We start from the raw sequence: 26,218 nt of genomic DNA on the forward strand, positions 1-26,218 counted from the left end.
ACCTTAATTATCGGCATATTGTTAAATGCCATGGGCTATATACCGCCTGGAAACATCAACCTGACAGTTGCACAGCTCACTATCAATAAGGGCATGCGCCAAGCGTGGTCGTTTATCCTGGCTTTCTCTTGTGTTGAAGTTCTTTTTACCTTTGGCATGATGCGTTTTGCGCGCTGGGTATCGAGTGATGTAAACCTCGATGCCAATATCAACGAAGTAAGGCTGGGCACTTATGTAGATGCCTTTATGATCCTGCTTTTTGTGGTGATGGGTACCATTACCTGGATCAACCGCAATAAGTTGCCCAAAACCAAAGACAGCAATGATACCAGCAAAAGAGGCAGCGTATTTTATGGCATGTTGCTCGGGGTTTTAAATCCGGTTCAAATTCCATTTTGGCTCTTCTTTGGCAATTATGTTATCCTGCACGAGTGGATCAGGACCGACTACCTGTCGCTCGTTATTTTCAGCTTGGGTTCGGGTATAGGTTCGGCACTGGCGCTTTACGGCTATGCTCATTTTGCCCGCTACATCCAGGAAAAATTTGCGCTGAGCAGCCATTTGATCAATAAATCGATTGCCATATTTCTGTGGGTATTGGCCTTGTACCTGATCATTAAGCAAGCCGTTATTTATTTGAGGTAGTTTCAAATACTGTTGGTAGCGGATCAGATACTTTTACAGACGGCCCATATACTGTTTTTAGCTTTTTTGGCAAAGGTAGATTGATGAATTTTGAAACATCAACAATGCCGAAAATGAAAAAGACAATCTATTTGATGTTGCTGTGCCTGACTACCATGGCCAGCAAAGCGCAACAAAAGACCCGGATTACCGGAAAACTCATCAACTGCCAAGACAAGGTATTGGAACTGGTGCCTAGTACTGGCGATTTTAAAGACAGTATTCTGGTTAATGCCGATGGCAGTTTCAGCTATGAAACCGCTAAAATTACTGAGCCTTTTCGCGCTAACCTCACCAACCGGAAACAAATCCAGGTGCAGCTCTTTTTGGCGCCAGGCTACAATTTGCAGCTCAATGCTGATGTAAAAGATTATCAAACGGCCAAATCAACGCTTGCTTATACCGGAATTGGCGCTAAAACCAACAGCTACTGGCAAGAAGGCAATGGCAAAGCCAAGCCTGATACCATAAATTGGAACAAAAAAGATGCTGAGACCTACCTGGCACACCAGCTTTCCTTTGCGAACGACCATACGCTAATCGATAAAATATTCGATGCCAACAACCACGAACCCTATGCCGATTATTTTAGGCAATCGCTTTTGCTCGACAAAAAGTTTGGCCCACTTATCGGGCTGTTCAGTTCATATGCCTATGTAAATAAGCTACAATGGGCGCAGCTTCAAAAAATGGTGAAGCAGTTGGGGTTTAAAGCCCTGGAAAAAGAGCTGAACAACGAGGCCAATTTGTCGAGCAGCTCTTTCTCCTATTTTGTTTCCGAATATCCTTTCTATTGCAGCGAGTATTATGCCTTTCCGGCCGACAGCACGCAGAAGCAAAAAGGCAATTATACATTGTACCTTACCGCTAAGTTGTTTAAGGGCAATGTATACGATTATGTGGCTTCGCAAACCTTACAACGGAATATGTCGTCTGTTTACAAGCTCGACGATATCTACAAGCTAAGTCCCTACATTGAAAAAATAACCGACCGTAGCTTGAAGCAAAAACTTAAAGACCTAGAGGCCGATCGGGTCAAAACGGCCACGGGGCTGCAAGCTGGAAATGTTTCGCCGGTTTTCAATCTGCCCGATACCAGTGGCACGCTGCACCATTTGGAAAGTTTTAGGGGCAAGGTTGTATACATTGATTTGTGGGCCAGCTGGTGTGGCCCGTGCAAGCAGGAAACGCCTTTCCTCAAAAAAATATACGATCAATATAAAGGTAATGATAAGCTTCAGGTCATCAGCATTGCGGCTTTTGATGCCAAGAACAGAAAATACAGGTACGACATCATTAAAAAAGATGGGATGGACTGGCTGCAGCTCGAAGACACGAACGATGCTTTTGCCAAATCCTACCAGGCCAATTTTATTCCGAGGTTCATCATCATCGATAAAGAGGGACGGATTGTAGACAGCGATGCGGTTAGGCCAAGCGAACCCGAAAAATTAATCGCTATTTTAAACCATGAAATCAATAAATAAAGTGAAGAACATAAGTTTATTGATCCTATTGCTCTGTAGCATGTTGGCTTTTGGGCAACAAAAAACGGTAGATAGCGCTGTTGAACGTAAATACTTCGAATTTGCGGGTAATCAGCTGGTTGATATTAGAAAGGCAACTCCGGCACAACTACAGATAATAGCACGTAAAAAGCGCTTGCAGGCCATTAGTAAAGACCACTTTTTGTTTTCGATAGGAGAAAACCTTGGTCCGGCGTTCCAAACCATGGCGTTGCGGTTTCAGCAAAATACAAGTGCAACGGTGTACGAGGGTTTAGATTGGAGCTGGAGCGGTCGTAATAGCCTGCGCAGGTATTTGTTGGATAAAGATGTGAACATCGAATTTGCCGATGTAAGCATTACCCCACAAAATGCCAAAGACTACCGTTACCACGTAGTAACCAATGACGATACCGAGATTGTGGGCTGGACCACGCCCAACAATTTTAAAACCACCTCTGATGGCAAATATGCTTATGCCTATTTCGGCAGCTTTGCCGCCCAACCCAATGGTTATATTAGGATCGAGCTGTATAATATCCATAATTACAAAAGGAGAGACGGCATTATGGTCGATTGGAGACCAGTCAAGCCCTTAGCCGTTAGCGTAGGGCTTGAGTACAACGATAAGAATTTTCCAATCGATTTGCTCTACAAGTCGATTGATGGCAAAACTCCTCCGGGGAAAGCCAAAGAAGCAAAAAACGCTTGGCATCAATTCAATTTAGGCGATTCGTTGGTGAGGCTGCATGTCTTACCGGAAAACTACACCTATAACTACGAATTTAAAATCGAGCTGATCCGCAACATAAGCGGTAAGACCGAAAGACTGGATTTGGGTACGAACAATAGGGTGTTTTTCATCTATAAAGAGTATTGGGAGCAACCAGGACAATACGAATTGATCTTAACCCCGAAATTGCCTAGACCGGGTGGTACGCCAGTTGTCTATTTAAAAGATAAGGCGGTGAGCTATCGGTTTGAGGTATTGCCGGAAAAAAATCCGAAGCACCTCTTCTCCAGCAAGCAAATCGCTTTATTCGGATTGTTGTTGTGTGCCGTTTTGGGAGGCATTTTTGGGGCGGTGGTTACCAAGCTCAAAAAGAAGAACCAGCAACGTGTGCAGGACGAGCAACAGCAAAAAGAACTGGCCAAAACCCAGTTGGCTTCAGTGCGCGCGCAGCTAAACCCACATTTTATGTTCAATGCCCTGGCCGGTATCCAAAACCTGATGAACAAGCAACAACTCGAGGAAGCCAACCACTATTTGAACAAATTTGCACGGCTAACCAGAAATGTGCTCGACAACAAGGAGCAGGTAAGTTTGGCCGAAGAACAGGCATTGCTAACCGATTACCTGGAAATGGAACAGCAACGATTTGGCTTTAGCTTCGAGCTTAAGGTAAACCAGGGATTGGATATCCATAACATCGAAATTCCGGCCATGCTGCTGCAACCTTTTGTAGAAAACGCGGTAAAGCACGGAATTGCTGCAAAAGAAAAAAACGGGCACATTGCCATTGCTTTCGAACAACGCGAAAAAGACTTGATATTAACCATAATAGACAATGGCCAAGGTTTCGATACGGCCAAAAATTATGAAGGTTTGGGTTTGCAGTTGAGTAAAAACAGAATATCTTTATTGAATGCCATTTATCAGGATTCGCCACTTTATTTAACCATGCAGGCCAATGATAAGGGTACCATCATTACAATTACTTTAACCCAATGGCTGTAAAATGCGGGCAATACTGGTAGACGACGAACTGGCCAACTTAGAAAATCTGCGCCATCTTTTAGAAAAATACTGTGCGGCCGTAAAAATAGTGGCTTGTGCCTCGGATGTGGCCACGGCCAAAAGCCTGATGGAGCTTCATCAGCCCGACTTGTTGTTTTTGGATATACAGTTAGGCAAAAACTCGGGCTTCGACCTGTTGAACGAGATAAGGGAAAAAACCTTTGAGGTAATCTTTGTAACTGCTTACGACAATTATGGCATACAGGCCATTAAGTTTGCGGCTTTAGATTACCTGCTCAAGCCGGTAAGTGCCGATGAACTGAAAGCAGCGGTTGATAAAGCTCTGCATAAGCTCAAGCATAAGCAGCAAAACGAACAGCTTTCCTTTTTGCTGCAACAATTGAATGTAGGCGAAAAAAGCGCACCCAAAATTGCATTGCCCCAGCAGAACGAGATCAGGTATGTACAGGTAAGCGATATTGTAAGGTGCGAAGCGGCCAACACCTATACCTTCTTTTTCCTCTCTAACGGCGATAAGATACTGGTTTCAAAATCGCTCAAGGAATACGCCGACCTGCTCAAGCCCCATGGTTTCTTGCGCGCCCACCAAAGCCATTTGGTTAACCCGGCCTACGTTAAAAGCTGGCTCAAGGAAGACGGGGGTATGCTTTTGATGAACAATGGCGATAAAATTCCGGTTTCGAAACCCAACCGCGAGCAGATTAAACTTGCTTTGGGCAAGTGATTGGTCATTAGTTCGTAGGCCATTGCTGAATAGGTTCGAGCTAACTTACAACCCATAACTTACAACCCATAACTTATAACCCACAACCCACAACCTACAACTCAAAACCCGCAACTGAAAACCAACAACCGAAACTGAATTTCAAATTCTATCTCGTTTCCCAAAAATGCTCAACGGTTTTGGACAATTGCTATCTTCGCTTTTTTTAAAAGCCAAATTACCCGCAGGTTTGAGGAAACTTAAACTTGAAAACTATGAAGAACTATCTTGCTATTATCCTGCTATTCATTGCCTCATCCTGTTTTGGACAAATAGGCGGTATGAAATCGGTTACGCTAAACCCTTTTCCGGGGCATTACCAAAATTACATCGGCATTATGATTTTGGGGTATAATGAGAGTGCTGAGCCCATTTTTTTGTCGGCTGATAGCGCTACTCAAAAAGCATCGGAGATGCTGATTTACCCGGCTAAGCCCAAAACCTTCTTTTTCTACTTGGAGGGAGCCCGCCAAATCAAATTAAGAGCGAATATTGCGCAAGACAGCCTTAAGAACTATCATTACTCGGTAATTGCCGACGACTCTATCGTACTGGCCAAAGAGTTAACGCCAGCCGCAATTGAGGGAAATCGGATGTTTAGTGCAGATTTGGGAACCTATGACATCGCCAACAAAAAGCTGGTATTGATTGCCTATAAAGTTGGCGATAGGGCCAATGGCAGAGAAACGATTATTTATAATAAAAAGCTAAATCCAGTTAGCCTTATTTCGGCACAATTGATTAAAGAAATAAGGGCAAACGAAAAGCCGGTAGTCGAAAAGAAAGTAGAAAACGATACGATTACTACAACCACAACTATTGTTACAAAGCAAAGTGAGGGGGTGAACCTGGATGTCCAAGGCCGTTTGGTGCCGATGGATGCCAAGCGCAGCTATGCCGAGATTATGATTGACCCTACAGAAAATATCTTTTTGTACCAAATCTTAATCAAGCGCCAAGAAGGTGATAATGTAGAGACGACCTTGCTCGATAACCAGAATTGGATAGCAGACACCTATGGCAACCTGACTACGCATTTAGACATCAAAAATTTTTTAAAGCCGGGCAAGTATGAAATCGTCATCTTTCCACGGGTAGGAAAAATAGATGTCCATAAAATTGAAAATGCGGTAAAAATTAATTTCGAGATGCGAAAACCTGCCTTGAGCGCCAAAGAGATTGGCTTATATGCCGGATTGGTGTTCTTAATGTTACTGCTGGTATTTGCCGTGATTATAGTGACCATCAAAAGAAAGAACAAAAGGAAGTTGCTAGCCGAACAGCAACAAAAAGAATTGGCAAAAACACAGCTGGCAACGGTACGGTCGCAACTTAACCCGCATTTCTTGTTCAATGCTTTGGCCGGCATCCAAAACCTGATGAACCAGCATAAAACCGACGATGCCAACCGTTATTTGGCCAAATTTGCCAGGTTGACCCGCAACGTGCTCGACAATAAGGAGCTCATCAGTTTGGCCGATGAAAAAGCACTGCTAGACGATTACTTGCAGATGGAGCAGCTACGCTTTGGCTTTGCCTATCAAATCAACATTGATCCACAATTGGTTATTGCAGATGTAGAAATCCCGGCCATGTTGCTGCAGCCCTTTGTAGAAAATGCCGTAAAACACGGCATCGCCGAAATGGAAGAGGCTGGCCAAATCAGTATCGAATTCGCCAAGCATGATGAAAACCTTGTCTTGTCGGTAAAGGACAACGGCCAAGGTTTCGATACAACCAAAAGCTACGAAGGCTTGGGTTTGCAGCTAAGCAAAAATAGAATAGCTTTGCTGAATACCATTTACAAACAAACACCTTTTCTATTGCACCTAAACGGCCGGGCAAACGAAACTACCATTACCATAACCTTAACCCAATGGCTATAAAATGAGGGCAATTTTAGTTGATGATGAAAAGGCCAACCTGCAAAACCTGCAGACCATGCTGGCCACCTATTGTCCGATGGTAACTATTGTGGCGGCCAGCCATAAAATAGAGGAGGCTGTTCAGCTTGTACAATTGCACCAGCCAGACCTGCTTTTTCTCGATATACAAATGGGCAAGCAATCGGGGTTCGATTTACTGAATCTATTGCCCGAAAAATCTTTTGAAGTGATTTTTGTCACAGCGTACGATCAGTATGGCATCCAAGCGGTAAAGTTTGCGGCGCTCGATTACCTGCTCAAACCTGTGAACCCCGACGAACTGGTGCTGGCCGTAAACAAGGCAGCCGACCGCATCAAACATAAAACGGCAAACAACCAGCTTGGTTTTTTGCTTCAGCAGCTTAAAAGAACCGATTTCTCTTCACCCAAAATAGCCTTGCCGCAACTCAACGAAATCATGTATGTAGCCATCAATGATATTGTACGTTGCGAATCGTCAAACAACTACACTTTCTTTTTCCTGGCCAATGCCGATAAAATCCTGATTTCAAAATCATTGAAAGAGTATGCCGACCTGCTAAAGCCCTACGGATTTTTGCGGGTACACCAAAGCCACCTGGTTAACCCGGCCTATGTCAAAAGCTGGCTCAAGGAGGATGGAGGTACGCTCTTGCTCAACAACGAGCAAAAAGTACCGGTATCAAAGCCCAATCGCGAAAGTATCAAATCGGCACTTGGGAAGTAGGTTAATGGTAAGTTGCGCAATGGTTAACCACCCCGCCCTTTGGGCACCCCTCCATGGGAGGGGAATGGTAGGTAGCAATAACTGGGCTGTCAACTGTCAACTCGCAACTGTCAACTCGCAACTCACAACTGCCAACTGAAAACCCACAACTCGTAACCCACAACTGCCAACTGAAATAGCCTACAAATACTCATTCGATGTGGTAAAATACTCGGTAGGGCTTTTACCATGGCGGGCTTGCTTTAATTTTGGACTTGTCAAATCCAATGGAGGATGCGATTCTTAAACCTTAAATTAAATGGAGATGTTGAACTTAGGCACGCCCGAAATTATCCTGATTGCTATTACGGCCACTTTTTTTATAGCCTTAATCGTTTTGGTTGTCTTTTTGCTGAAAAAGCTCGCAAACCGAAATAGGTAGGTAAATTAAAATTTTGTTCATTAACTTTAGCCCTATGTTAAACCTTGGTACGCCCGAAATTATCCTCCTTTTAGTTGTAAGTGTCTTTTGTGCGCTATTGTTTGGGGCGGTTATTTTCTTTGTGGTGTACTTGGCCAGGCAAACCGGTGCCCCAAAAATCCCTGTAGTGGTTTATCCAGATCAGGTAGCATTGAAGGATTTCCGCCCAGCGCCGTCAACCACAGCAACGAAACCAGCCGATGAGCCTAAAGATATACCCACTTTGGCCGCCGACTTGAAAATTGCCTTGCCTCAACAGAGCGAAATCAGGTATGTTAAAATAAGCGATATCGTCCGTTGTGAGGCCGACGACAACTATACCAATTTTGTACTGAACAACGAAAAGATCCTGATTTCGAAATCGCTGAAAGAGTATGCCGATTTGTTAAAGCCCTACGGATTTTTGCGGGTGCACCAAAGCCATTTGGTTAATCCCGCCTATGTCAAAAGCTGGCTCAAAGAAGATGGTGGGACACTCTTGCTCGACAATGGCGATAAAATTCCGGTGTCGAAACCCAATCGCGAAAGCATCAAATCGGCACTTGGGAAGTAGGTTAATGGTAAGTTGCTCAATGGTTAGCCACCCCTCCCTTTGGGCACCCCTCCATGGGAGGGGAATGGTTAGATGGCAATGACCGGGCTTTCAACTGTCAACTCACAACTGTCAACTGAAAACCAACAACCCAACTACCTTTCATATTTCCAATTTCTAGATTTGCCTTCGTTAAGCCAATCTATTGCGGTTTCCATGCGCTTGTTTTTGGTTGCTTCGGTTTTGGCTTCGGTAATCCATGCTAGGTATTCGCGCTGGTGCGAAGGACTGAAAGCCTCAAACTGTTGCTGTGCCTTAGGGTGTTTGGCCAATAAACTGGCAAAATCCGCGGGCATGGCAATGGGCGCTTTTGGAACAGCTACTTTTTTTACCTTAACTCCTGCTTCGTTAAGTTTGATAGCTTCCAGCGCATATTCGATCAGAATCTTCGCTTCAGGCAAATCTTCCAGCTTGGTTAGCCGTCCCAGGCTGCCCATGGCATTTTCCTTGTCTTCAAACAGCTGATAGGGATCCTTCATTAAGGAAGTTTTCCAAAAGCCAAAAGCGCAATGGGCTTTAAAGGCAGCCATCGAACAAACGGTGCCCTTGTAGTCGAAATGCGGAAAGCCCCATTTGATCGTCTCGTTAATAAGGGGCGAGGCTTCGTGAATTATGGTCCGCAACTGTTTTAAAATGGGTTGGGCAAAGCCAGCCGATTGCTCGATATAGGCATCTACACGTTCGTCGAATTGTTTCATATGGCGCTAATTGGTAGATCAATTTAGCAAAGAGGATTTATTTAAGCAACTCCGGAATGCGCTTGTTGTTACCTACAATCCACACAATGTCTTCGTTTTCGAAGATCATGTTCGAATCGGGATTTAAAATGCGTTGTCCGTTGCGCTCAATGCCAACCACCAGACCTTGGGTCTGTTCCCTGATGCCAGAACTGCGGATGCTCTGTCCAAAAACCGGCGATTTGCTGGTAATCACTACTTTTTGCAGCGACATGTCCTGTTTTGGAAAAGTAGCGCTGTCTTCCGAAACTTTACCTTCAAACAAAGGTGTTACGGCCGCCAGTTGGTCGTCGGTGCCTATAATCAAAACTTTGTCGTTGGGATAAAGGCGTTCATCGCGACTGGGCGTAGGCAACATAATTTTGCCGCGTTCAATCAAGGCAATGTTAACCCCGTGTTTTTCGCGCATGGCCAAATCAATCAGGCTTTTACCCACCAATTCTGATTCGGGCGCAACGGTCAGTTCCAGTAAATGGCTGTCCCAAGGCAATATTTCGGGTTGTTTGTTCTCTTCGTCGCGTGCATGCAGGTTATACAAAAAGCGGTGTTCCATGCGTTCATAAAAGCTCTGCAGCTTTCTGGAGAAAATAAACATGCCTCCTACAATTAAAAGCAAGGCAATGCTGATGGCTATCCAGGTGTTGTAAAACTGCACCATCAAAAAGGCCACAAAGAAAATCGCCAGGGCAATCCTTAACAGTTCAATGGCAATAAGCGGTCCGCGGGTATATCTTTTGTTGAGCCAAAGGTGCGAGTAAGCTTTGCGTTCAATTCGCCTAATGGCTAAGGCATACAGAAAGGGCAACATGATAACCAATGTGATAATCAGCGATAAGATAATGCCGTTGTTGCCATCAAGCAGGTGCTTGTTTACAAAAGGCTGCAGGTATTTTGAGGCCAGTAGCACAATGCCGGTTAAAATGGCACCGTGGATAATGGTGTTAAAGGCGTAGCCTCGCAACAAGGTTTTCCAGTCGCTCATGGTGGTAATGCCTTGCGTACCAGAGCTATATCGGCTAATCCCGTCGAGCCATTTTTGTGGCAGCACCCTGTTTAAAAAGTTATAGAAGGGCTCCGATACCTTAATCAAATAGGGTGTGGTAAAGGTGGTAATGGCCGATGCCGCCACGGCAATAGGATAGAGGAACTCGCTGGTTACCTTCAGTGTAAGTCCCAAAGTGGCAATGATAAAAGAGAACTCGCCAATTTGAGCCAGGCTCATACCTGCCTGCACGGAAGTTTTTAAAGGCTGGCCCGAAAGGAGTGCTCCAAAGGTAGAACTAATCAGTTTGCCCAGAATCGTGGCTAAGGTAACCACCAAAATAGGGAAGGCATAATCGAGCAATATTTTAGGGTCGATCAGCATTCCTACCGATACAAAAAAGATAGCCGCGAACAAGTCTTTAACCGATTTGGTGAGGTGTTCTATTTTTTCGGCCTGCGTGGTTTCGGCCAAAATAGACCCCATGATAAACGCGCCCAACGCCGGCGAAAAGCCAACCTTTACCGCCAAAAGCACCATCACCAGACAAAGCGCCAGCGAAACGATGAGCATGGTTTCATCGTTCATCAGTTTCTTGGTCTTTTTTAAAAAGGTAGGGATGAGGAATATGCCACCCAAAAACCAGATGATGAGGAAAAAACACAGTTTTAAGATGGAAATAAGCATTTCGCTGCCTGCAAACTGCTGACTTACCGCCAGGGTAGACAAAAGCACCAGCAATAAAATGGCTACCAGATCTTCCACAATCAGTACGCCAAACACCAAGCCTGCAAACTTCTTGTGTTTGACACCGAGTTCTTCAAAGGCCCTGATGATGATGGTAGTAGAAGAAACAGAAAGAATACCGCCCAAAAAGATGCTGTCCATGTTGCTCCAGCCCATCAGCTGGCCCGCAGCATAGCCGATCAGCAACATAAACACGACTTCAATAACGGCGGTAATACCGGCCGAGCCCCCAACCTTGGCCAGCTTTTTAAAGCTGAACTCGAGGCCCAGGCTAAACAACAGAAAGATTACCCCAATTTCGGCCCAAATGGTAATGCTTTCGTGGTCGGTAACGGTTGGCATGAAACTAATATGCGGCCCCACCAAAATGCCGGCTAGGATATAGCCCAGTACGAGGGGCTGTCTAATTTTTTTGAAAAGGAGCGTAGTAACTCCAGCGGCGGCCAGAATGAGGCCTAAATCTGCAATTAATACAGGTAAATGGATCATAAAGTATAATTTTGTTAAATAAATAATAGTGCTGTTGAGGCATTACATTTACCAAAAAGTATGCTTCGGATAAAGGCAGCTCCACGTAAAATCATAGCTGTGGTTGCGCTTATCCCTAAAAATCCTAAATGCCGAATTGGCTAATACTAAAAAACTGTGCTGAATACGGGAAAAAACAGTGGCAGTAAGCGAGAAGGAAGTAATGTGCTGATAAATCAGCTCGTTTTCGTTGGCTATGTTTTCCTTTTGTAAGGCCGATTTAACCCTCTTAAACTGAACGGTTGTCCTGATGCTGGCTGTCGGTAACTGAACGGTAATGGAAGGGCCTGGTAGGCTAAGCTTGGTTTTGGCGCGCGAGGCCAAGCACAAACAGCTGAGCAATAAAAAGGCAATTAACGTTCTCATTGCCCTAAATATAGTGAAAAAAGCCTGATTTTGGTGAAAAATCACCTAAAAAAGATAGGTTTTTCCTACCATCAGACTTTGACGAAGCCGTGGATTTTTAATTATATTTACGGCATGCCTATCGAAAAACTAACTTACAATCCCAACTATCCTTCAGTTAAGGATCTTAAAAAACGTGCCAAGGCACGGATGCCCAAATTTGCCTTCGATTATTTGGAAGGTGGCTGCAATGAAGAGGTAAACCTCAGCAGAAGCGAAACCGATTATCATGATGTATTGCTGCAACCCAGCTACCTTAAAAAGTTCGGTGGCATCGACATGTCGACTACTTTGTTTGGCCATCGCTACGATGCGCCTTTTGGGATTTCGCCTATTGGTTTGCAGGGGCTCATGTGGCCCAATGCACCAGAAATATTGGCCAGGGCCGCTTTCAAGCATAATGTGCCCTATATTTTAAGCACGGTGTCAACCAGCAGTATTGAGCGAATTGCCGAAGTTTCCGAAGGCCAGGCCTGGTTCCAGCTTTACCATCCTACAGAAAATTCGTTAAGAGACGATATCTTGCGACGTTTAGAAGCTGTACAATGCCCGGTTTTGGTGGTTTTGGTCGATGTGCCTTCTTTTGGCTTGAGGTACCGCGAAATTAAAAGCGGTTTGTCTATGCCTCCCAAAATGAACATCAGCAATATTTTTCAGGCGGCTATTCGTCCAACCTGGGGTATTGAAACGCTGAGGCACGGCATCCCGTCGTTTGCCACATTAAAGCCTTACATGGAAAAAGGTTTGGATATGGCCCAATTGGGCAAATTTATGAACAAAACATTTACAGGCAGGGTAGATACCGATAAGATCAAAGCCATTCGCGATCAGTGGAAGGGGCCTATGGTACTTAAGGGCATTACCACCGAGCAAGATATCAAAGCCAGTATTGCCGTTGGAGCCGATGGCATTATCGTGTCTAACCATGGCGGCCGTCAAATTGATGCAGGCGAATCGACTATCGTTTCGTTGCGCAAGCTGATGGCCACGCCGGCTTATCGAGAAAAGCTGACCATGATGATTGACGGCGGCATGCGTTCAGGACCAGATATTGGTCGGGCTTTGGCAACCGGTGCCGATTTTACCTTTATGGGCCGTCCGTTTATGTACGGAGTTGGTGCTTTGGGCAAAAAAGGTGGCGACCATACCATTTCGATGTTCAAGGCTCAGCTGAAACAAGTGATGGAACAGCTTTCCTGCGAGAAAATAGCGGATTTTCCGGAGACTTTGATTAAATAGATTTCTTATGGTTTTTTCTTAATTCCGACCATTTTTTTGACGATTTTCAGAAAGAGAAAATTAATCTATGCGCTTAATAACGTTCTCCAAATTATCTAAAACAAGCTTGAGATGGATTTTTTGATCAGGATATAAGCGTTGCAGGTCATTTTTCAATTGAATAAATGGAGCAAAAGCCGATTGATCTTTTTCTATTCCTGCAACCACTGGTATTGATAATTCATAACCCCCAGCAATTTTTTCTACAAATATTGATTTTGTTTGAAAATCATCAAAAAAGCCTGTTGCGGTTAGTTTTGTTGCAAGCTGATCTACTTCTTCTTCAACAAGGTTGCTTTTGTTGTAAACTATTTCATGCTTCTTCGATCCATACGTTTTTGTACTTAATGAACCATTGCCAATTGATTCTTTGACAAGCAAAAAACCAATTAATGTACCAATGGTTAATATAAGGCCAATTAGTCCAACCGCAATGGTTCGCCACCAGTTATATGATTTCCCACCCTCTTCAGCATGTTTTGCTAATTGCTTGCCTTGAAAGCGCTGAACTAAATAAGAGGCAATGCCTGTATAGATCAGAGGGATTATTTGAGGAGGCAATCGATTCCCTTCAGGAACCATTAAAACACCCCCGAAAATAATAACGGTTGCAATAATCGCATAGCCCCAAGTCTTAATTGCATGATTAGGATCATTAAATGCTTTAAAGTTTGAAGCAATCATATAACCTGCAACCAAGGGACCGCCTAAGAGAGTACCAGTCCATACTTTTCGTTCCGAATAGATTTTTTTTGAAGGGACTTCGATTGTGAGAGGCGTTTCTTCCATGAAGGATATGTTAAAAATTAAGAAATAGAGTCAAAAAACGCCAAAGTATCGAGTTTATCCTGATGCAGTTGAGCGGTTAGGGCTTCCAATCCGGTAAATTTTACATCGTGGCGCAAAAACTTTAGGAAATTCATGGTAATGGTTTGCCCATAAATTTCGCGGTTAAAATCAAAAATGTTGACTTCGATGTTACGGGTCATGCCGTTAATGGTTGGCCGTTGGCCGATATAAGCCATCCCCTTAAAAGTTGAAGGTTGAGGGCTCAAAGGTAGGAGGGATTGTTCTTCCGTCTCTAAACTTTGGACTTTAGACTTTGTGCCTTCGTCTTCTTGCCTTCCGCCTGCTGTCCTTGCACCTTCCCCCTCCGAATCCATTTCAATGGTCACCGCATAAATGCCGTCGCTCGGAATAAGCTTATAGGTTTCTTCTACAAAGATATTGGCAGTAGGAAAACCGATGGTACGGCCAATCTTATCGCCTTTGATAACCGGCCCGTTGATGGAAAAATAATAGCCCAGGTATTCGGCGGCAAGGGCAACATCGCCTTCAAGCAGCGCTTTGCGTATTTTGGTCGAGCTTACCGCTACATCGTTAATATCCTGCTCCGGAATTTGCTCAACCGTATAGCCGTATTGTTGGGCATTGGCCAGCAATTGGTTCATATCGCCTTTGCGGTCTTTGCCAAAACGATGATCATAGCCTACAATCAGCTGTTTGGTGCCGATGGTATCTACCAATATGTTTTTGATGTACTCGTCGGGCGTAAGGTTAGAAAAATCGCGGGTAAAGGGGGTGATGATCAGATGGTCGACACCTAAATTCTCCAAAATTTGTGCTTTTTCCTTGATGGTATTGATCATTTTCAGGTCCTGGTTTTCAGGATCGATGATCAGCCGCGGATGCGGAAAAAAAGTAAGGATAACGCTTTCTCCACCAGTTGCCTGGGCCAGTTCGCACAATCTTTTGATGATTTTTTGATGGCCGTAGTGTACGCCGTCAAAAGTGCCAATGGTAACCACGGCATGGTCTAGTTTTTTAAAATCCGATAGCTGGTTATATATTTTCATCTGTGTGTGATCGTTTGGTGTTCATTTGCTGGAGCGCTTGGCTGGGGTAGCTTGTTCTCCCTTTAACCAAGGCGCATTTCAAAACGAATAGGGTTAATGAAAGGCCTGTCGCTTAACTACCCCGCCCTTAATGTCGGCAATTTGTTGCTGCACCACAAAAGCATCGGGGTCAATTACCCTGATTTCGGCCTGCAGTTTGCTCATTTCGAGCTTGGTTACCACCGTGTAGATGATGTCGATGTCTTTCTTTTCCAAATAGCCACCCTCGCCCTTGTAAATGGTTACCCCTCTTTTCATGTTCGAAATGATGAAGGCTTTGATTTCGTCGTTCTTTTCCGAAATAATGGTTACGCCGGTATAAGCCTCAAGGCCGTTTACAATAAAATCGATGGTGTTGGAGGCCGATAAGTAAGTGAGGATGGCGTACAGCGCCGTATCTATATTAATGAAATAGGCCGCAAATGCGAAGATGATGATGTTGAGGATCAGGATGATGTTGCCTACCGTCAGTTGGCTGTTCCGGCTGATGTAAAGCGCCAAAACCTCGGTGCCGTCAATTACACAGCCGCCACGCATGGCCAGTCCGATGCCGCCACCTAAAAAGAAGCCTCCAAAAAAGGCGATGAGCAGTTTTTCGTGTGTGATGGGTGCAAAAGGCAAAAATATCAAGGCCAATGAAAGTGCAATAATGGCAATAGAAGTTTTCAGGGCAAAGGTTTTGCCGATTTGCCGGTAGCCTAAAATAACGAAGGGAATGTTGATGACTACAATAAGATACGACAGTTTCCAGCCGGTTAGGGTACTCACCAAAAGCGAAATACCGGTAACGCCGCCGTCAATAAAATGGTTGGGTATCAAAAAGCTTTTCAGGCCGAAACAAGCCGATACCACCCCGCAAACAATAAGTGCAATTTCCTTGATTAAACGCGAACTGTTGTTTTTGATATGTTCCATAAGCCTTACTGGTCGGTTTTTGCCTTTGCTTCTTCTCTTTTGCTACGAAGATACTGAACCAAATCTGCTACCTCAAATGCGTTGGCCAATAAAAAGTTGCCGCTGCGGGTCCGGGTCAGTTTAGAAAGATGGGCGCCGTTGCCCAGCTGCTTGCCAAAATCGGAGGCCAGCGACCTGATGTAGGTACCTTTGCTGCATACAATCCTAAAATCGACTTCGGGCAGGGCAATCCGGGTAATTTCAAATTCGCTTACCGTAACCTGACGTTTGCGCAATTCCACTTCTTCGCCCAAACGCGCCTTTACGTACAGCCTTTCGCCATTCACCTTTACCGCCGAATGGGCTGGCGGATATTGCTCAATTTCGCCAATAAAAGGCGCCGTGGCCGCATAAATGGCTTCCTCGGTCAACTGGTCAATCGGAAATTCCTGGTCTATAGCTGTTTCGAGGTCGAACGATGGCGTAGTGGCCCCCAAAGTAAAAGTACCGGTGTATTCTTTTTCTTCGGCCTGGAAAGTATCGATTTGCTTGGTCAGTTTGCCCGTGCAAACAATCAGAAGGCCGGTAGCCAGCGGATCTAAAGTGCCTGCGTGCCCAACCTTAAGTTTCAGCGGTTTTAGCGAGTTTCTGATTTTGCCCACCACATCAAACGAGGTCCATTTGTAGGGTTTATTGATGAGCAAAAGTTCGCCTTCTGCAAAATTGAATTCGGGAAATGTCGGATTTTTTGGGTCCAATAGCTTAAATTAATGTTGCGGCAAAGCTACGGATTATATCACAGAAAGCTCGTGCCCTGAAAGGATCAAAATGATAATGGCCAATCCTACGGCAATCCTGTACCAGCCAAATACCTTAAATCCGTTTTTGTTCAGGTAGCCGATAAAGCTCTTGATGGCCAAAAGGGCAATCACAAAAGCGACGATGTTGCCAAAGGCCAAAATCTCTATTTGATCTTTGGTAAAAGTATGGCCCCCTTTAAAAAAGTCGAGCAGTTTTTTGGCGGTGGCGGCAAACATGGTAGGTACGGCCAAGAAAAAAGAAAATTCGGCGGCGGCCTTTCTGGTCAGCTTTTGGCTCATGCCACCCACAATGGTAGCACCAGAGCGCGATACGCCCGGTATCATGGCCAAACATTGGAAGAAACCGATTTTCAATGCCGTTAAATAGTTGATGTCTTTTTCTTCGGTAACAGTGGCTTGGTTAAACCATTTGTCTACAAAAAGCAGGATAACCCCTCCAACTACCAGTGAAATGGCAACGGTAAGCGGACTTTCGAGCATGGCATCGATTTTATCGCTGAGCAAAACGCCAAAAATGGCAGCCGGAATAAAGGCAACCAGCAGTTTGATGTAAAAATCGAAGCTTTTGAAAAAGCGCTTGAAATAAAGCACCACTACCGATAGGATAGCCCCCAACTGGATGCAAATGGTAAACAATTTGACAAAAGGATCGGAAGCAATGCCCATGACCGAAGAGCCGATAATCATGTGCCCAGTCGAAGAAATTGGCAAAAACTCGGTTAATCCCTCAATAATGGCAAGGATCAGCGCTTGTAGAAAACTCATTTGGCCTTATTTTTTGAGAACGGCATAAATGCCAAAGCCAAAACCAAACAGGACCACCATAGGCGCCAATAAGGTTCTTCTGGTATCGTAAATGTCGCCAGTAGTACCCATCATCAATAAGAAACCAACCAGTACAATTGCAATGCTGATCAATAATAACTGATAGTTCTTTTTGGTAAAGACCATTTCTGATTTTTGTTCCTTGTTGGTCGGAACAGTTTGTTTTTCTGCCATTATCTATAAAGGTCGTAAATTTTTAAACGTAAATATCTGCTTACTGCAAACCAGGTGCTAATGGCCGTAATGAAAATGCCAATAGCCACCAGGCTTAAGAATACAAAGCCGAATTCGGTATAGCTTTCGAGGATCTTGATTTCGCCGAGCTCTTTTTGCGCATAGGTTAATAAACCCAATAAAATGATGATGGCAATAAAAGAAGCAATCAGTCCGTGCAAGATGGCTACCCAAATAAAAGGCTTTCTGATAAAGTTCTTAGTGGCGCCTACCAGCTGCATGCTCTTGATCAAGAAACGTTGCGAGAAAATGGCCAGGCGGATGGTATTGTTGATGAGCGCAACCGCAATAACCAAGAGGATAATGGCAAAGCCCAACACAATTAAGCTGATGGTGTTGATGTTCTTGTTTACCATATCGATCAGCGAACTTTGGTAAACCACTTCCTTCACAATCGGGTTTTTCTCGATCTGCTTTTTCAGCGCATCAATGTTCTGGTTGTTGGCGTAATCGGCCTTGAGGTAAACATCGATGGTAGAGAGCAAAGGGTTATAGCCCAAAAAGTTCACAAAATCTTCGCCCAAATCTTTGGTCAGGTTGTGCTGGGCAACCTCTTTGTTTATGTATTGGGTCTGTTTAATGGCAATATTGCCGTCCAGTTCTTTCTTAAAAGCCAGGATATCGGTTTCTTTGGCACCCTCGTCAACAATGATGTTGAGTACGATGTTTTCTTTTACATAATTGGAGAGATTTTTAGCGTGTACTAAAATTAGGCCTAGCATGCCGAGCATCAATAGCACCAATGCAATACTAAAAATGGTCGAAATGTAAATGGTCTTCGTTTTTTTAGAGGCTTCGCTTACTTCAAATTCTTCCATGTAGCTATGTTTTTGTTTTGCGAAAATAAAGAAAGATAAGTAAAAATGTAAATTAAATGGCCTTTGTTTTTACAAACGATCAAATTTAATAAGCGCAAATTACGCAAATGGCCTATAGTGGCAAGGCCTCTTAACATTATTTAACTTTTCGTTGTAGTTAAATAAGTGGCACATGTTTTGTGCCGGGCAAAGCATTGGCGTTTCTTATTAAACTAAAATCAAAAAACTAAATGAAACAGAAATTAGTATTAGCAGGAATGATGCTCTTCATGGTAGCCGGCTTCAGCGCCTGCAAGAAACAAAACCAGTCTACCGAGCCCCTTCGCACCAAGATGCTGGGCAAATGGCAGGTCAACAAAGTCGATGTCACAACTTACAATACATCGGGTACCCCAACCACAGTAACCACCACCTATGCGGCAACCGACTACATGGACTTTAAAGACACCGAAAGCGACGATGTAGAATTGAGCTTGGGCGCAAACAACAGAGCTTTGGGCTTTTACAAGGTGAGGATCAACGATTCGTTTTTCCTCGACTTTTCACAAAAAGACCTTGAATGTACCGCCACAGTAATTGGCGATCAGGAATTCCGTTTTACGGGAACCGTGGTAGGATCTAATCCCAAAGTAACAGAAACCTATTACCTGAGCCGTTAAGCAGGCTAAGGGGTTAAAGATAAGACCCTTGGCTGTCTGGCAGCCAAGGCTTTTTTGTTGAAAAAGCGCTCAGCCTTAAGGTATGGCAATGTAACCACCATTGTTGATGCCCTAGTTAAGCAAGGCAATGTTTACAACAGGAATGTCTCGCAGTCATTGCCGGAGATGCCAGCAATATTAAATCTTCGAATCCCACTTCAAAAACAGGCTTTATTTCCGTAGTTTTGCAAACTATTTAAGCAAGAGTATTTTAATGGACTACCAATTTAAAGAGATAGAGCAAAAGTGGCAGCAGTACTGGGCCGCCAATCAGACTTTTAAAGCCGATAGCAATTCGGATAAACCAAAGTATTATGTACTCGACATGTTCCCCTATCCATCAGGTGCGGGGCTGCACGTAGGCCATCCGCTGGGCTATATCGCCTCAGACATTTTTGCCAGGTACAAAAGATTGAAAGGCTTTAATGTATTGCACCCCATGGGCTACGACTCTTTTGGTTTGCCTGCCGAACAATATGCCATTCAAACGGGTCAGCATCCGGCCATTACCACCGAAACCAATATCGCCACCTACCGCAGGCAATTAGACCAAATTGGTTTTTCTTTCGATTGGAGTCGCGAAGTGCGCACCAGCGATCCGGGTTATTACAAATGGACCCAATGGATTTTTATGCAGCTGTTCAATTCCTGGTACAACCTCGAAACCGATCGTGCAGAAGATATCACTACGTTGATCGAAAAGTTCAATGCTTCGGGCAGCGCCGAGGTAAAAGCGGTTTGCGACGAAGATACGCGCAGCTTTTTGCCTAGCGATTGGGCTACTTTTAGCGACGAAGAAAAACAAGAAGAACTGTTGAAATACCGCTTAACCTATTTAAAGGAGAGTACGGTAAACTGGTGTCCGGCCTTGGGAACCGTATTGGCCAACGATGAGGTGAAAGACGGCTTCTCGGAGCGCGGTGGCTTTCCGGTTGAGCAAAAGAAAATGATGCAATGGAGCATGCGCATTTCGGCCTATGCCGAGCGTTTGTTACAAGGATTAGATACGATTGACTGGCCAGAGCCGGTGAAGGAAATGCAACGCAACTGGATTGGCAAAAGCGTTGGGGCCAGCGTAAAGTTTAAAATTGAAAGTGAAAAGCTTGACGATTATATAGAGGTTTTTACTACACGTGTAGATACCATTTTTGGTGTTTCGTTTGTGGTATTGGCACCAGAGCATGAATTGGTACAAAGCCTAACTACGCCGGAGCAAAAAGAGGTAGTAGAAAATTACATTGCGCAAACCAAGAAGAAATCGGAGTTAGACCGCATGGCCGATACCAAAACGGTTTCGGGCGCTTTTACAGGCAGCTATGTGCTGAACCCGGTTAACGGCGAAAAGGTACAAATCTGGATTGCCGATTATGTACTGGCTGGCTATGGTACGGGTGCGGTGATGGGCGTGCCTAGTGGCGACCAGCGCGACTGGCTGTTTGCTACGCATTTCGACTTGCCGATTGTCCAGATTTTGGATGCCCAACAGGATATTGATGTACAGGCCGATGCTACCAAAGAAGGAAAATACATCAATTCGGGTTTTATCAATGGCCTCAACTATCAAGAAGCGGTTGCCTTTTTAAACAACTGGCTAGAGGAGCAAGGCGTAGGCAAGGCTAAAATCAATTACCGCATGCGCGATGCTATTTTTGGTCGCCAACGCTACTGGGGCGAGCCTATTCCGGTTTATTTTAAGTATGGCCTGCCTTATTTGGTTAACGAGGAAGAATTGCCGGTGGTACTGCCGGAAATCGATAAATATTTGCCAACCGAAACCGGCGAACCGCCTTTGGGCCGTGCTGCCGACTGGAAATACAATGACGAGTACGAATACGAATTGAGCACCATGCCGGGCTGGGCGGGCAGCAGCTGGTACTGGTACCGTTACATGGATGCACAGAACGAGTCAGAATTCGCTTCGAAAGATGCAGTAGCTTATTGGAAAGATGTTGATTTGTACATCGGTGGTTCGGAGCACGCAACCGGCCACTTGCTGTACAGCCGTTTTTGGAACAAGTTTTTAAAGGATTTGGGTTATGTAACCGAAGAGGAGCCTTTCAAAAAATTGATCAATCAGGGCATGATCCAAGGTCGAAGCAATTTTGTTTACCGTGTGGTTGATGCTGAAGGCAGGGGTACAAATACCTTGGTGTCTTATGGCCTAAGAAAAGATTACAAAACCATCGCTTTGCACGTAGATGTAAACATTGTAGAGAATGACATACTCAATATCGAGAAATTCAAAGCATTTAGGCCAGAGTTTGAAAACGCTGAGTTTATCTTAGAGGGTGGCAAGTACATCTGTGGGGTTGAAGTAGAGAAAATGTCGAAATCAAAATTCAATGTGGTAAATCCCGATGTGTTGATTGAGCATTATGGCGCCGATACCTTGCGCATGTACGAAATGTTTTTAGGGCCACTTGAGCAGAGCAAGCCTTGGAACACCAATGGCATTGAAGGCGTATTTAAGTTCCTGCGCAAATTTTGGCGCCTGTTCCACAACGAAGAATGGCAGTTCCACGTTAACGATTCGGTACCAACCAGAGCTGAACTTAAGGCCTTGCACAAAATCATCAAAAAGGTGCAGGACGATATCGAGCGTTTCTCGTTCAATACTTCGGTGTCGAGCTTTATGATTGCCGTAAACGAACTAACCGACCTGAAATGCAAAAGCCGTCAGGTGTTGGAAGACCTGGTTGTTGTGCTTTCGCCGTATGCGCCGCATATTTGCGAAGAGCTATGGTCGTTGTTGGGCAACGAGAACTTGTCTACAACGCCTTATCCAACCTTTAATCCGGCCTACCTGGAAGAAAACGAATTTGCCTATCCGATTTCGATTAATGGCAAAATGAAGATGAACCTCAATTTGAGCCTCAGCCTCGACGAGAGCCAGGTTCACGAAGCGGTATTGGCCGATGAGCAGGTGCAGAAACACCTGGAAGGCAAATCGCCTAAGAAAATCATCTTCGTCAAAGGAAAGATTGTAAATATGGTAGTTTAGCACTCCAACAAGAAGAACAAACCAAGTGTTAGCCACAGATTAACAGATTGAATATAGAGATCTGTTAATCTGTGGCTTTTTAATGCTTAAAAATATTTTCCTAGTCCTTGTGATTTTTCTGACCTTGTTGCGAATAATAGGAAAAACAGTTTCCAAGATCTATGCAACAAGCACCTGTAGCACAACAAGATTTTCTCCAGCTTATCGAAGCCAATAAGCGCATCATTTTTAAGGTATGCAATTCTTATTGCCGTAATGCAAGCGACAGGGAAGATTTGGCACAGGAAATCATCTTTCAGTTATGGAAATCGTGGGGCAGCTTTAACAATGCCTATCAGCTGTCCACCTGGATGTACCGCATTGCCTTGAATGTAGCCATTTCATTTTACCGTAGCGAAAAAAAATCAACAGGTACCCTGCTGATAGGCGAGCAGGTTATAGAAATGGCCGACGAAAACCTGGACGCAGGTTTAGAAAGCAATTTGGGCTTATTGCAACAATTTATTGAGCAGCTCAGGCCCTTAGACAAGGCGCTGATGCTGCTTTACCTGGAAGAAAAGCCGCAAAAGGAAATCGCCGAAATCATAGGCATCAGCACTACCAACGTGGCGACCAAGATTGGCCGGATCAAGGAACAGCTCAAACAAAAATTTTCCAACCTAAAAGCTTAACATCATGCAAGAATTAGAAATCATCAATCTTTGGAAACAATACGACGAGAAACTGGAAAAATCCATTTCGCTAAACCGTAGGGTTATTGCCGAACTGCAGCAGCAAAAAGCAAAAAATGCCTTAAGGCCAGCCAAACAAATCAAAAGATTGGCCGTAGTGGCGGGCCTGATCTATGTCGCCCTTTTGTCGTTTTTGGTGTATAACTCCCTAAAATTCGAGAACATATTCTTTGTGGCCTCGCTGGGCATCAGCATCGTCATTACGCTTATTGCCATTGTAGTTTATATCCAGCAGCTCTACCTGATTAATGATATAGACAACAGCGAAAGCGTAATCCACATCCAACAGAAACTGGCCGACTTGCAAACTTCTACATTGAAAATAGTGCGGATATTGCTGTTGCAGCTGCCATTCTATTCTACCTGGTATATCAATTTTCAATGGATCAAAGAATCGCCGAACTCGTTCTATTTTATTCACCTGCCCATCGTGTTCCTTTTTGCATTGGCCGCAATTTGGCTGTATCGAAACATCAATATCAAAAATATGCACAAAAAGTGGTTCAAACTGTTGTTTAGTGGCGCAGAATGGACCGCTATTGTTAAATCGGGGCAATTCCTGAAGGAAATCGAGCACTTTGAAAAAGCCTAGATACAGTTCACCGCTTCAAAAGCTCCATTCACCGATTTTTACCAACAAATGGTCAAAAATCGCTAGGCATTGCTGTAACAAAAGCTAATTTTGGCAGACTAAATACAAACAAACAATATAACATGAAAAAAATTCTACTTCTATGTATCGGTTTAATTGCAGTTTTAGGTGCCCAGGCCCAATTCCCGGGTTTGGGGGGCGGTAGCACGGCGCCCAAAATAACTGGACGTATAACTGCGACCGTCATAGATTCGTTAACCAAGCAACCGATTGATTATGCAACAATTTCGCTAACCAAAGTGAAAGACGGCAAAGCGGTAAATGGTGGCGTAACCGATGAAAAAGGAAAAGTGACCCTTCAAAACGTAGCACCCGATGAGTATAAGCTTTCGGTAGGTTTTATTGGTTATTATTCAAAAACAATCATTGTTAAAACCACGCCTGGCAAGCCAGATAATAGCTTAGGCAATATCTTGTTGAAACCTAGTCCAAATACGTTGAAAGAAGTAACCGTAGAGGGCAAGAAAAATGTGATCGAGAACAAGATCGATAGGATGGTGTATAATGCGGAGGCCGATGCCACCAATGCGGGTGGTGATGCAACCGACGTGATGCGCAAAGTACCAATGCTTTCGGTTGATATCAATGGCAACGTGCAGTTGCGAGGCAGTTCGGTAAGGGTTTTGATTAACGGCAAACCATCGGGTACGATGGCCAACAGCGTAGCCGATGCCTTGAAGATGTTGCCTGCCGATCAGATCAAAAGTGTAGAGGTGATTACCAACCCATCGGCCAAATACGATGCCGAAGGTTCTGGTGGCATCATCAACATCATCACCAAAAAAAGCAATGCAGAAGGGGTTAGCGGCAGCGTAAATGCAACCGCTGGAACCAGGCAAAATGCAGGTGCCTTTAATTTGACGGCTAAAAGCAGTCGCTTGAGCGTCAATACGGCTTTGGGTACCCAATTAGCTTATCCACAAGAATCAAGGGTGGTGTTTTTTAACCAAACTACGGCTAATAATGCAACAACCGCTGTTCTTCAAGATGGAACTTCTGACTGGACCAGACAGGCATTTAATGGCAGTTTGGGTTTGGATTATGACTTTAATGCCTATAACAACATCAGCACCAATGCCAAGTACACTCGTTTTTATAACGGCGGACCTGGAAAATCGGCTATTTTCGCCAACGATGTCGCAACCGGAAACATTGTAAGCAGTACCGATATGAGCAATGGCAACCTGGACTGGAACATAGATTATAGAATCACTTCTAAAAAACCAGGCGAAGAGCTTACGGTATCTGGCCAGTTAACCACAGGAAGAAACACCAATGAATTTGTAAACGATTACAGGACTGCTGCAGGTGTGCCAATCAGCTATGTGGGAAGCAATAACATTGGCAAGAACCAAGAGTATACGGCCCAGACAGACTACGTTTATCCTTTCAGCAAAACCGTAACTTTTGAGGCCGGTGGTAAAGCTATTTTTAGAAACATCCAGAGTCAGTATGGTGTTGGCGAAGATTTTGACTATACCCAAAACGTAGGGGCCGCTTACAGCACAATTGCTTTTAACCTGACTAAAAAAATACAGTTTAAAGGAGGTCTTAGGGCAGAATATACCGATGTTAGTTCTAATGTAGGCAAAAACGACTACCTAAATTTATTTCCAAGTGCCATTTTATCGCAAACCATTAACGGTAAAACCACGTTGAAATTAGCCTATAACCGTAGAGTACAACGCCCAAGTTTAGCATATCTGAATCCATTTTTAAATAAAAGCAACCTGAGTTTCGATTTTCAGGGAAATCCGGATTTGGCTCCTGAGCTAAGCGATAATCTAGAATTTGGCTATTCGACTTTTATTAAAGGTTCAATCATTAATGCCTCTGTATTTTATCGTAATACCAAAAACATCATCGAAGCACTTAATAAAAATGTAGACGGCAGGATTCTATCTACCTTTGAGAATGTGGGTACGACGCAAAGCTATGGCTTTAATCTATTTGGCTCTTACAATCCTACGCCTAAATGGACGCTGATGAGTAACATTGCCTTAAATACCTACGAGATTAAAAGCAGGCCAGACATCAAGGGAATGAACGAAGGAACGTTTTTAAACTATAACTTCTTCTTCCGTTCGGCAAATGCATTTAAAGGAGGTTGGAACCTGGAGCTTTTCGGCGTGGTTAACTCGCCTCGTTATACCTATCAAAGCAAAACTGATCCGATGTTTTTTTATGGAGGAGCAGTTAAAAAAGATATCCTGAAGAAACAAGGAACCATTGGTTTGAACGTTTTAAATCCGTTTAACCGCGATTTGCACATCAAAACCATTACCCAAGGCGATGGCAACCTTCAACGTCAAAATATCTATTATCCATTGCGTTCTTTCGGATTGAACTTTAGCTACAAATTTGGTAAGCTGAAATTCACCGAGAAGAAGAAAATCAAAAACGACGACGTGAAACAAGACCAGCAACAAGGTGGCATGGGCGGTGGAGGCCAAATGGGCGGTAACCAATAACAAGAAACAAAAACACAAATAAACCAAAAGGCCTCTGAATAAAATCGGAGGTCTTTTTTGTTGGCGATGGTTTGGATTTAGGCCCGCCTATCGAAGTTTTGTTGTAG

23 protein-coding genes are annotated in these 26,218 nt (G+C 44.1%); 13 read left to right on the forward strand and 10 right to left on the reverse strand.

The features are described from left to right. The first annotated feature begins 30 nt into the window (after positions 1-30). The 7 genes from AC6H1S_RS03505 (at position 31) to AC6H1S_RS03535 (ending at position 8,355) form a co-directional block, all read left to right on the forward strand. Positions 31-645, forward strand: coding sequence for a LysE family transporter (locus AC6H1S_RS03505; protein WP_497565129.1), 615 nt, complete (start codon positions 31-33; stop codon positions 643-645). A 113-nt stretch (positions 646-758) separates the two neighbouring features. After that, the gene (locus tag AC6H1S_RS03510) at positions 759-2,171 is read left to right on the forward strand and encodes a TlpA family protein disulfide reductase (protein WP_497565130.1); all 1,413 of its coding nucleotides are present in this window, start codon (positions 759-761) and stop codon (positions 2,169-2,171) included. Further along, positions 2,155-3,927, forward strand: coding sequence for a sensor histidine kinase (locus AC6H1S_RS03515; RefSeq protein ID WP_497565131.1), 1,773 nt, complete (start codon positions 2,155-2,157; stop codon positions 3,925-3,927). The genes AC6H1S_RS03510 and AC6H1S_RS03515 overlap by 17 nt, the downstream gene beginning before the upstream one ends. A gap of 1 nt (position 3,928) precedes the next feature. Then, entirely contained in the window at positions 3,929-4,672 is a 744-nt protein-coding gene (locus tag AC6H1S_RS03520) for a LytR/AlgR family response regulator transcription factor (RefSeq protein ID WP_497565132.1), read from the forward strand. 254 nt (positions 4,673-4,926) lie between these two features. Next, positions 4,927-6,597 carry a sensor histidine kinase gene (locus tag AC6H1S_RS03525; protein WP_497565134.1) on the forward strand — a complete coding sequence of 557 codons (1,671 nt, stop codon included), beginning with the start codon at positions 4,927-4,929 and terminating at the stop codon, positions 6,595-6,597. A gap of 1 nt (position 6,598) precedes the next feature. Then, the gene (locus tag AC6H1S_RS03530; protein ID WP_497565135.1) at positions 6,599-7,342 is read left to right on the forward strand and encodes a LytR/AlgR family response regulator transcription factor; all 744 of its coding nucleotides are present in this window, start codon (positions 6,599-6,601) and stop codon (positions 7,340-7,342) included. 455 nt (positions 7,343-7,797) lie between these two features. Further along, positions 7,798-8,355, forward strand: coding sequence for a LytR/AlgR family response regulator transcription factor (locus AC6H1S_RS03535; RefSeq protein WP_497565137.1), 558 nt, complete (start codon positions 7,798-7,800; stop codon positions 8,353-8,355). Between the two features lie 134 nt (positions 8,356-8,489). Here the strand turns inward: AC6H1S_RS03535 and AC6H1S_RS03540 are convergent, their stop codons facing one another. The 3 genes from AC6H1S_RS03540 to AC6H1S_RS03550 are packed head-to-tail and all read right to left on the reverse strand — an operon-like array spanning position 8,490 to position 11,754. Then, the gene (locus tag AC6H1S_RS03540; protein ID WP_497565138.1) at positions 8,490-9,092 is read right to left on the reverse strand and encodes a YdeI/OmpD-associated family protein; all 603 of its coding nucleotides are present in this window, start codon (positions 9,090-9,092) and stop codon (positions 8,490-8,492) included. A gap of 37 nt (positions 9,093-9,129) precedes the next feature. Then, positions 9,130-11,349, reverse strand: a complete 2,220-nt coding sequence (locus AC6H1S_RS03545; protein ID WP_199140954.1) for a cation:proton antiporter domain-containing protein — start codon at positions 11,347-11,349, stop codon at positions 9,130-9,132. A gap of 48 nt (positions 11,350-11,397) precedes the next feature. Next, positions 11,398-11,754 (reverse strand): hypothetical protein, encoded by a 357-nt coding sequence (locus tag AC6H1S_RS03550; protein ID WP_497565139.1) that lies wholly within the window; start codon positions 11,752-11,754, stop codon positions 11,398-11,400. A gap of 114 nt (positions 11,755-11,868) precedes the next feature. On the opposite strand from AC6H1S_RS03550, the gene AC6H1S_RS03555 reads away from it, so the two are divergent. Next, positions 11,869-13,032, forward strand: a complete 1,164-nt coding sequence (locus AC6H1S_RS03555; RefSeq protein ID WP_497565141.1) for an alpha-hydroxy acid oxidase — start codon at positions 11,869-11,871, stop codon at positions 13,030-13,032. Between the two features lie 60 nt (positions 13,033-13,092). Here the strand turns inward: AC6H1S_RS03555 and AC6H1S_RS03560 are convergent, their stop codons facing one another. From AC6H1S_RS03560 to AC6H1S_RS03590, 7 genes are all read right to left on the reverse strand, one after another. Further along, positions 13,093-13,860 carry a hypothetical protein gene (locus AC6H1S_RS03560; RefSeq protein ID WP_497565143.1) on the reverse strand — a complete coding sequence of 256 codons (768 nt, stop codon included), beginning with the start codon at positions 13,858-13,860 and terminating at the stop codon, positions 13,093-13,095. 17 nt (positions 13,861-13,877) lie between these two features. Beyond that, on the reverse strand, positions 13,878-14,927 hold the full coding sequence (locus AC6H1S_RS03565; RefSeq protein WP_497565145.1) for a bifunctional riboflavin kinase/FAD synthetase: 1,050 nt from the start codon (positions 14,925-14,927) through the stop codon (positions 13,878-13,880). Between the two features lie 93 nt (positions 14,928-15,020). Next, positions 15,021-15,881, reverse strand: coding sequence for a YitT family protein (locus AC6H1S_RS03570; protein ID WP_199140959.1), 861 nt, complete (start codon positions 15,879-15,881; stop codon positions 15,021-15,023). A gap of 5 nt (positions 15,882-15,886) precedes the next feature. Then, positions 15,887-16,618, reverse strand: a complete 732-nt coding sequence (gene truB, locus AC6H1S_RS03575) for a tRNA pseudouridine(55) synthase TruB (protein WP_199140960.1) — start codon at positions 16,616-16,618, stop codon at positions 15,887-15,889. A gap of 33 nt (positions 16,619-16,651) precedes the next feature. Continuing rightward, the gene (locus AC6H1S_RS03580; RefSeq protein WP_199140961.1) at positions 16,652-17,446 is read right to left on the reverse strand and encodes an undecaprenyl-diphosphate phosphatase; all 795 of its coding nucleotides are present in this window, start codon (positions 17,444-17,446) and stop codon (positions 16,652-16,654) included. Between the two features lie 6 nt (positions 17,447-17,452). Beyond that, positions 17,453-17,680, reverse strand: a complete 228-nt coding sequence (locus tag AC6H1S_RS03585) for a DUF3098 domain-containing protein (RefSeq protein ID WP_199140962.1) — start codon at positions 17,678-17,680, stop codon at positions 17,453-17,455. After that, positions 17,680-18,558 (reverse strand): cell division protein FtsX, encoded by an 879-nt coding sequence (locus tag AC6H1S_RS03590; protein WP_199140963.1) that lies wholly within the window; start codon positions 18,556-18,558, stop codon positions 17,680-17,682. The genes AC6H1S_RS03585 and AC6H1S_RS03590 overlap by 1 nt, the downstream gene beginning before the upstream one ends. A 230-nt stretch (positions 18,559-18,788) precedes the next feature. Here AC6H1S_RS03590 and AC6H1S_RS03595 point away from each other — a divergent pair, with 230 nt between their 5' ends. From AC6H1S_RS03595 to AC6H1S_RS03615, 5 genes are all read left to right on the forward strand, one after another. Further along, entirely contained in the window at positions 18,789-19,217 is a 429-nt protein-coding gene (locus AC6H1S_RS03595) for a hypothetical protein (protein WP_199140964.1), read from the forward strand. 253 nt (positions 19,218-19,470) lie between these two features. Beyond that, positions 19,471-22,257, forward strand: coding sequence for a leucine--tRNA ligase (gene leuS / locus AC6H1S_RS03600; protein WP_497565146.1), 2,787 nt, complete (start codon positions 19,471-19,473; stop codon positions 22,255-22,257). Between the two features lie 161 nt (positions 22,258-22,418). Further along, the gene (locus AC6H1S_RS03605) at positions 22,419-22,928 is read left to right on the forward strand and encodes an RNA polymerase sigma factor (RefSeq protein ID WP_497565147.1); all 510 of its coding nucleotides are present in this window, start codon (positions 22,419-22,421) and stop codon (positions 22,926-22,928) included. Between the two features lie 4 nt (positions 22,929-22,932). After that, positions 22,933-23,580: a hypothetical protein gene (locus tag AC6H1S_RS03610; protein ID WP_497565148.1), complete on the forward strand. Its 648-nt coding sequence runs from the start codon at positions 22,933-22,935 to the stop codon at positions 23,578-23,580. Positions 23,581-23,702: 122 nt separating this feature from the next. Next, positions 23,703-26,111, forward strand: coding sequence for a TonB-dependent receptor (locus tag AC6H1S_RS03615; protein ID WP_497565149.1), 2,409 nt, complete (start codon positions 23,703-23,705; stop codon positions 26,109-26,111). Positions 26,112-26,218: the final 107 nt, after the last annotated feature.

The organism is Pedobacter sp. TM02 (genome assembly GCF_059705275.1).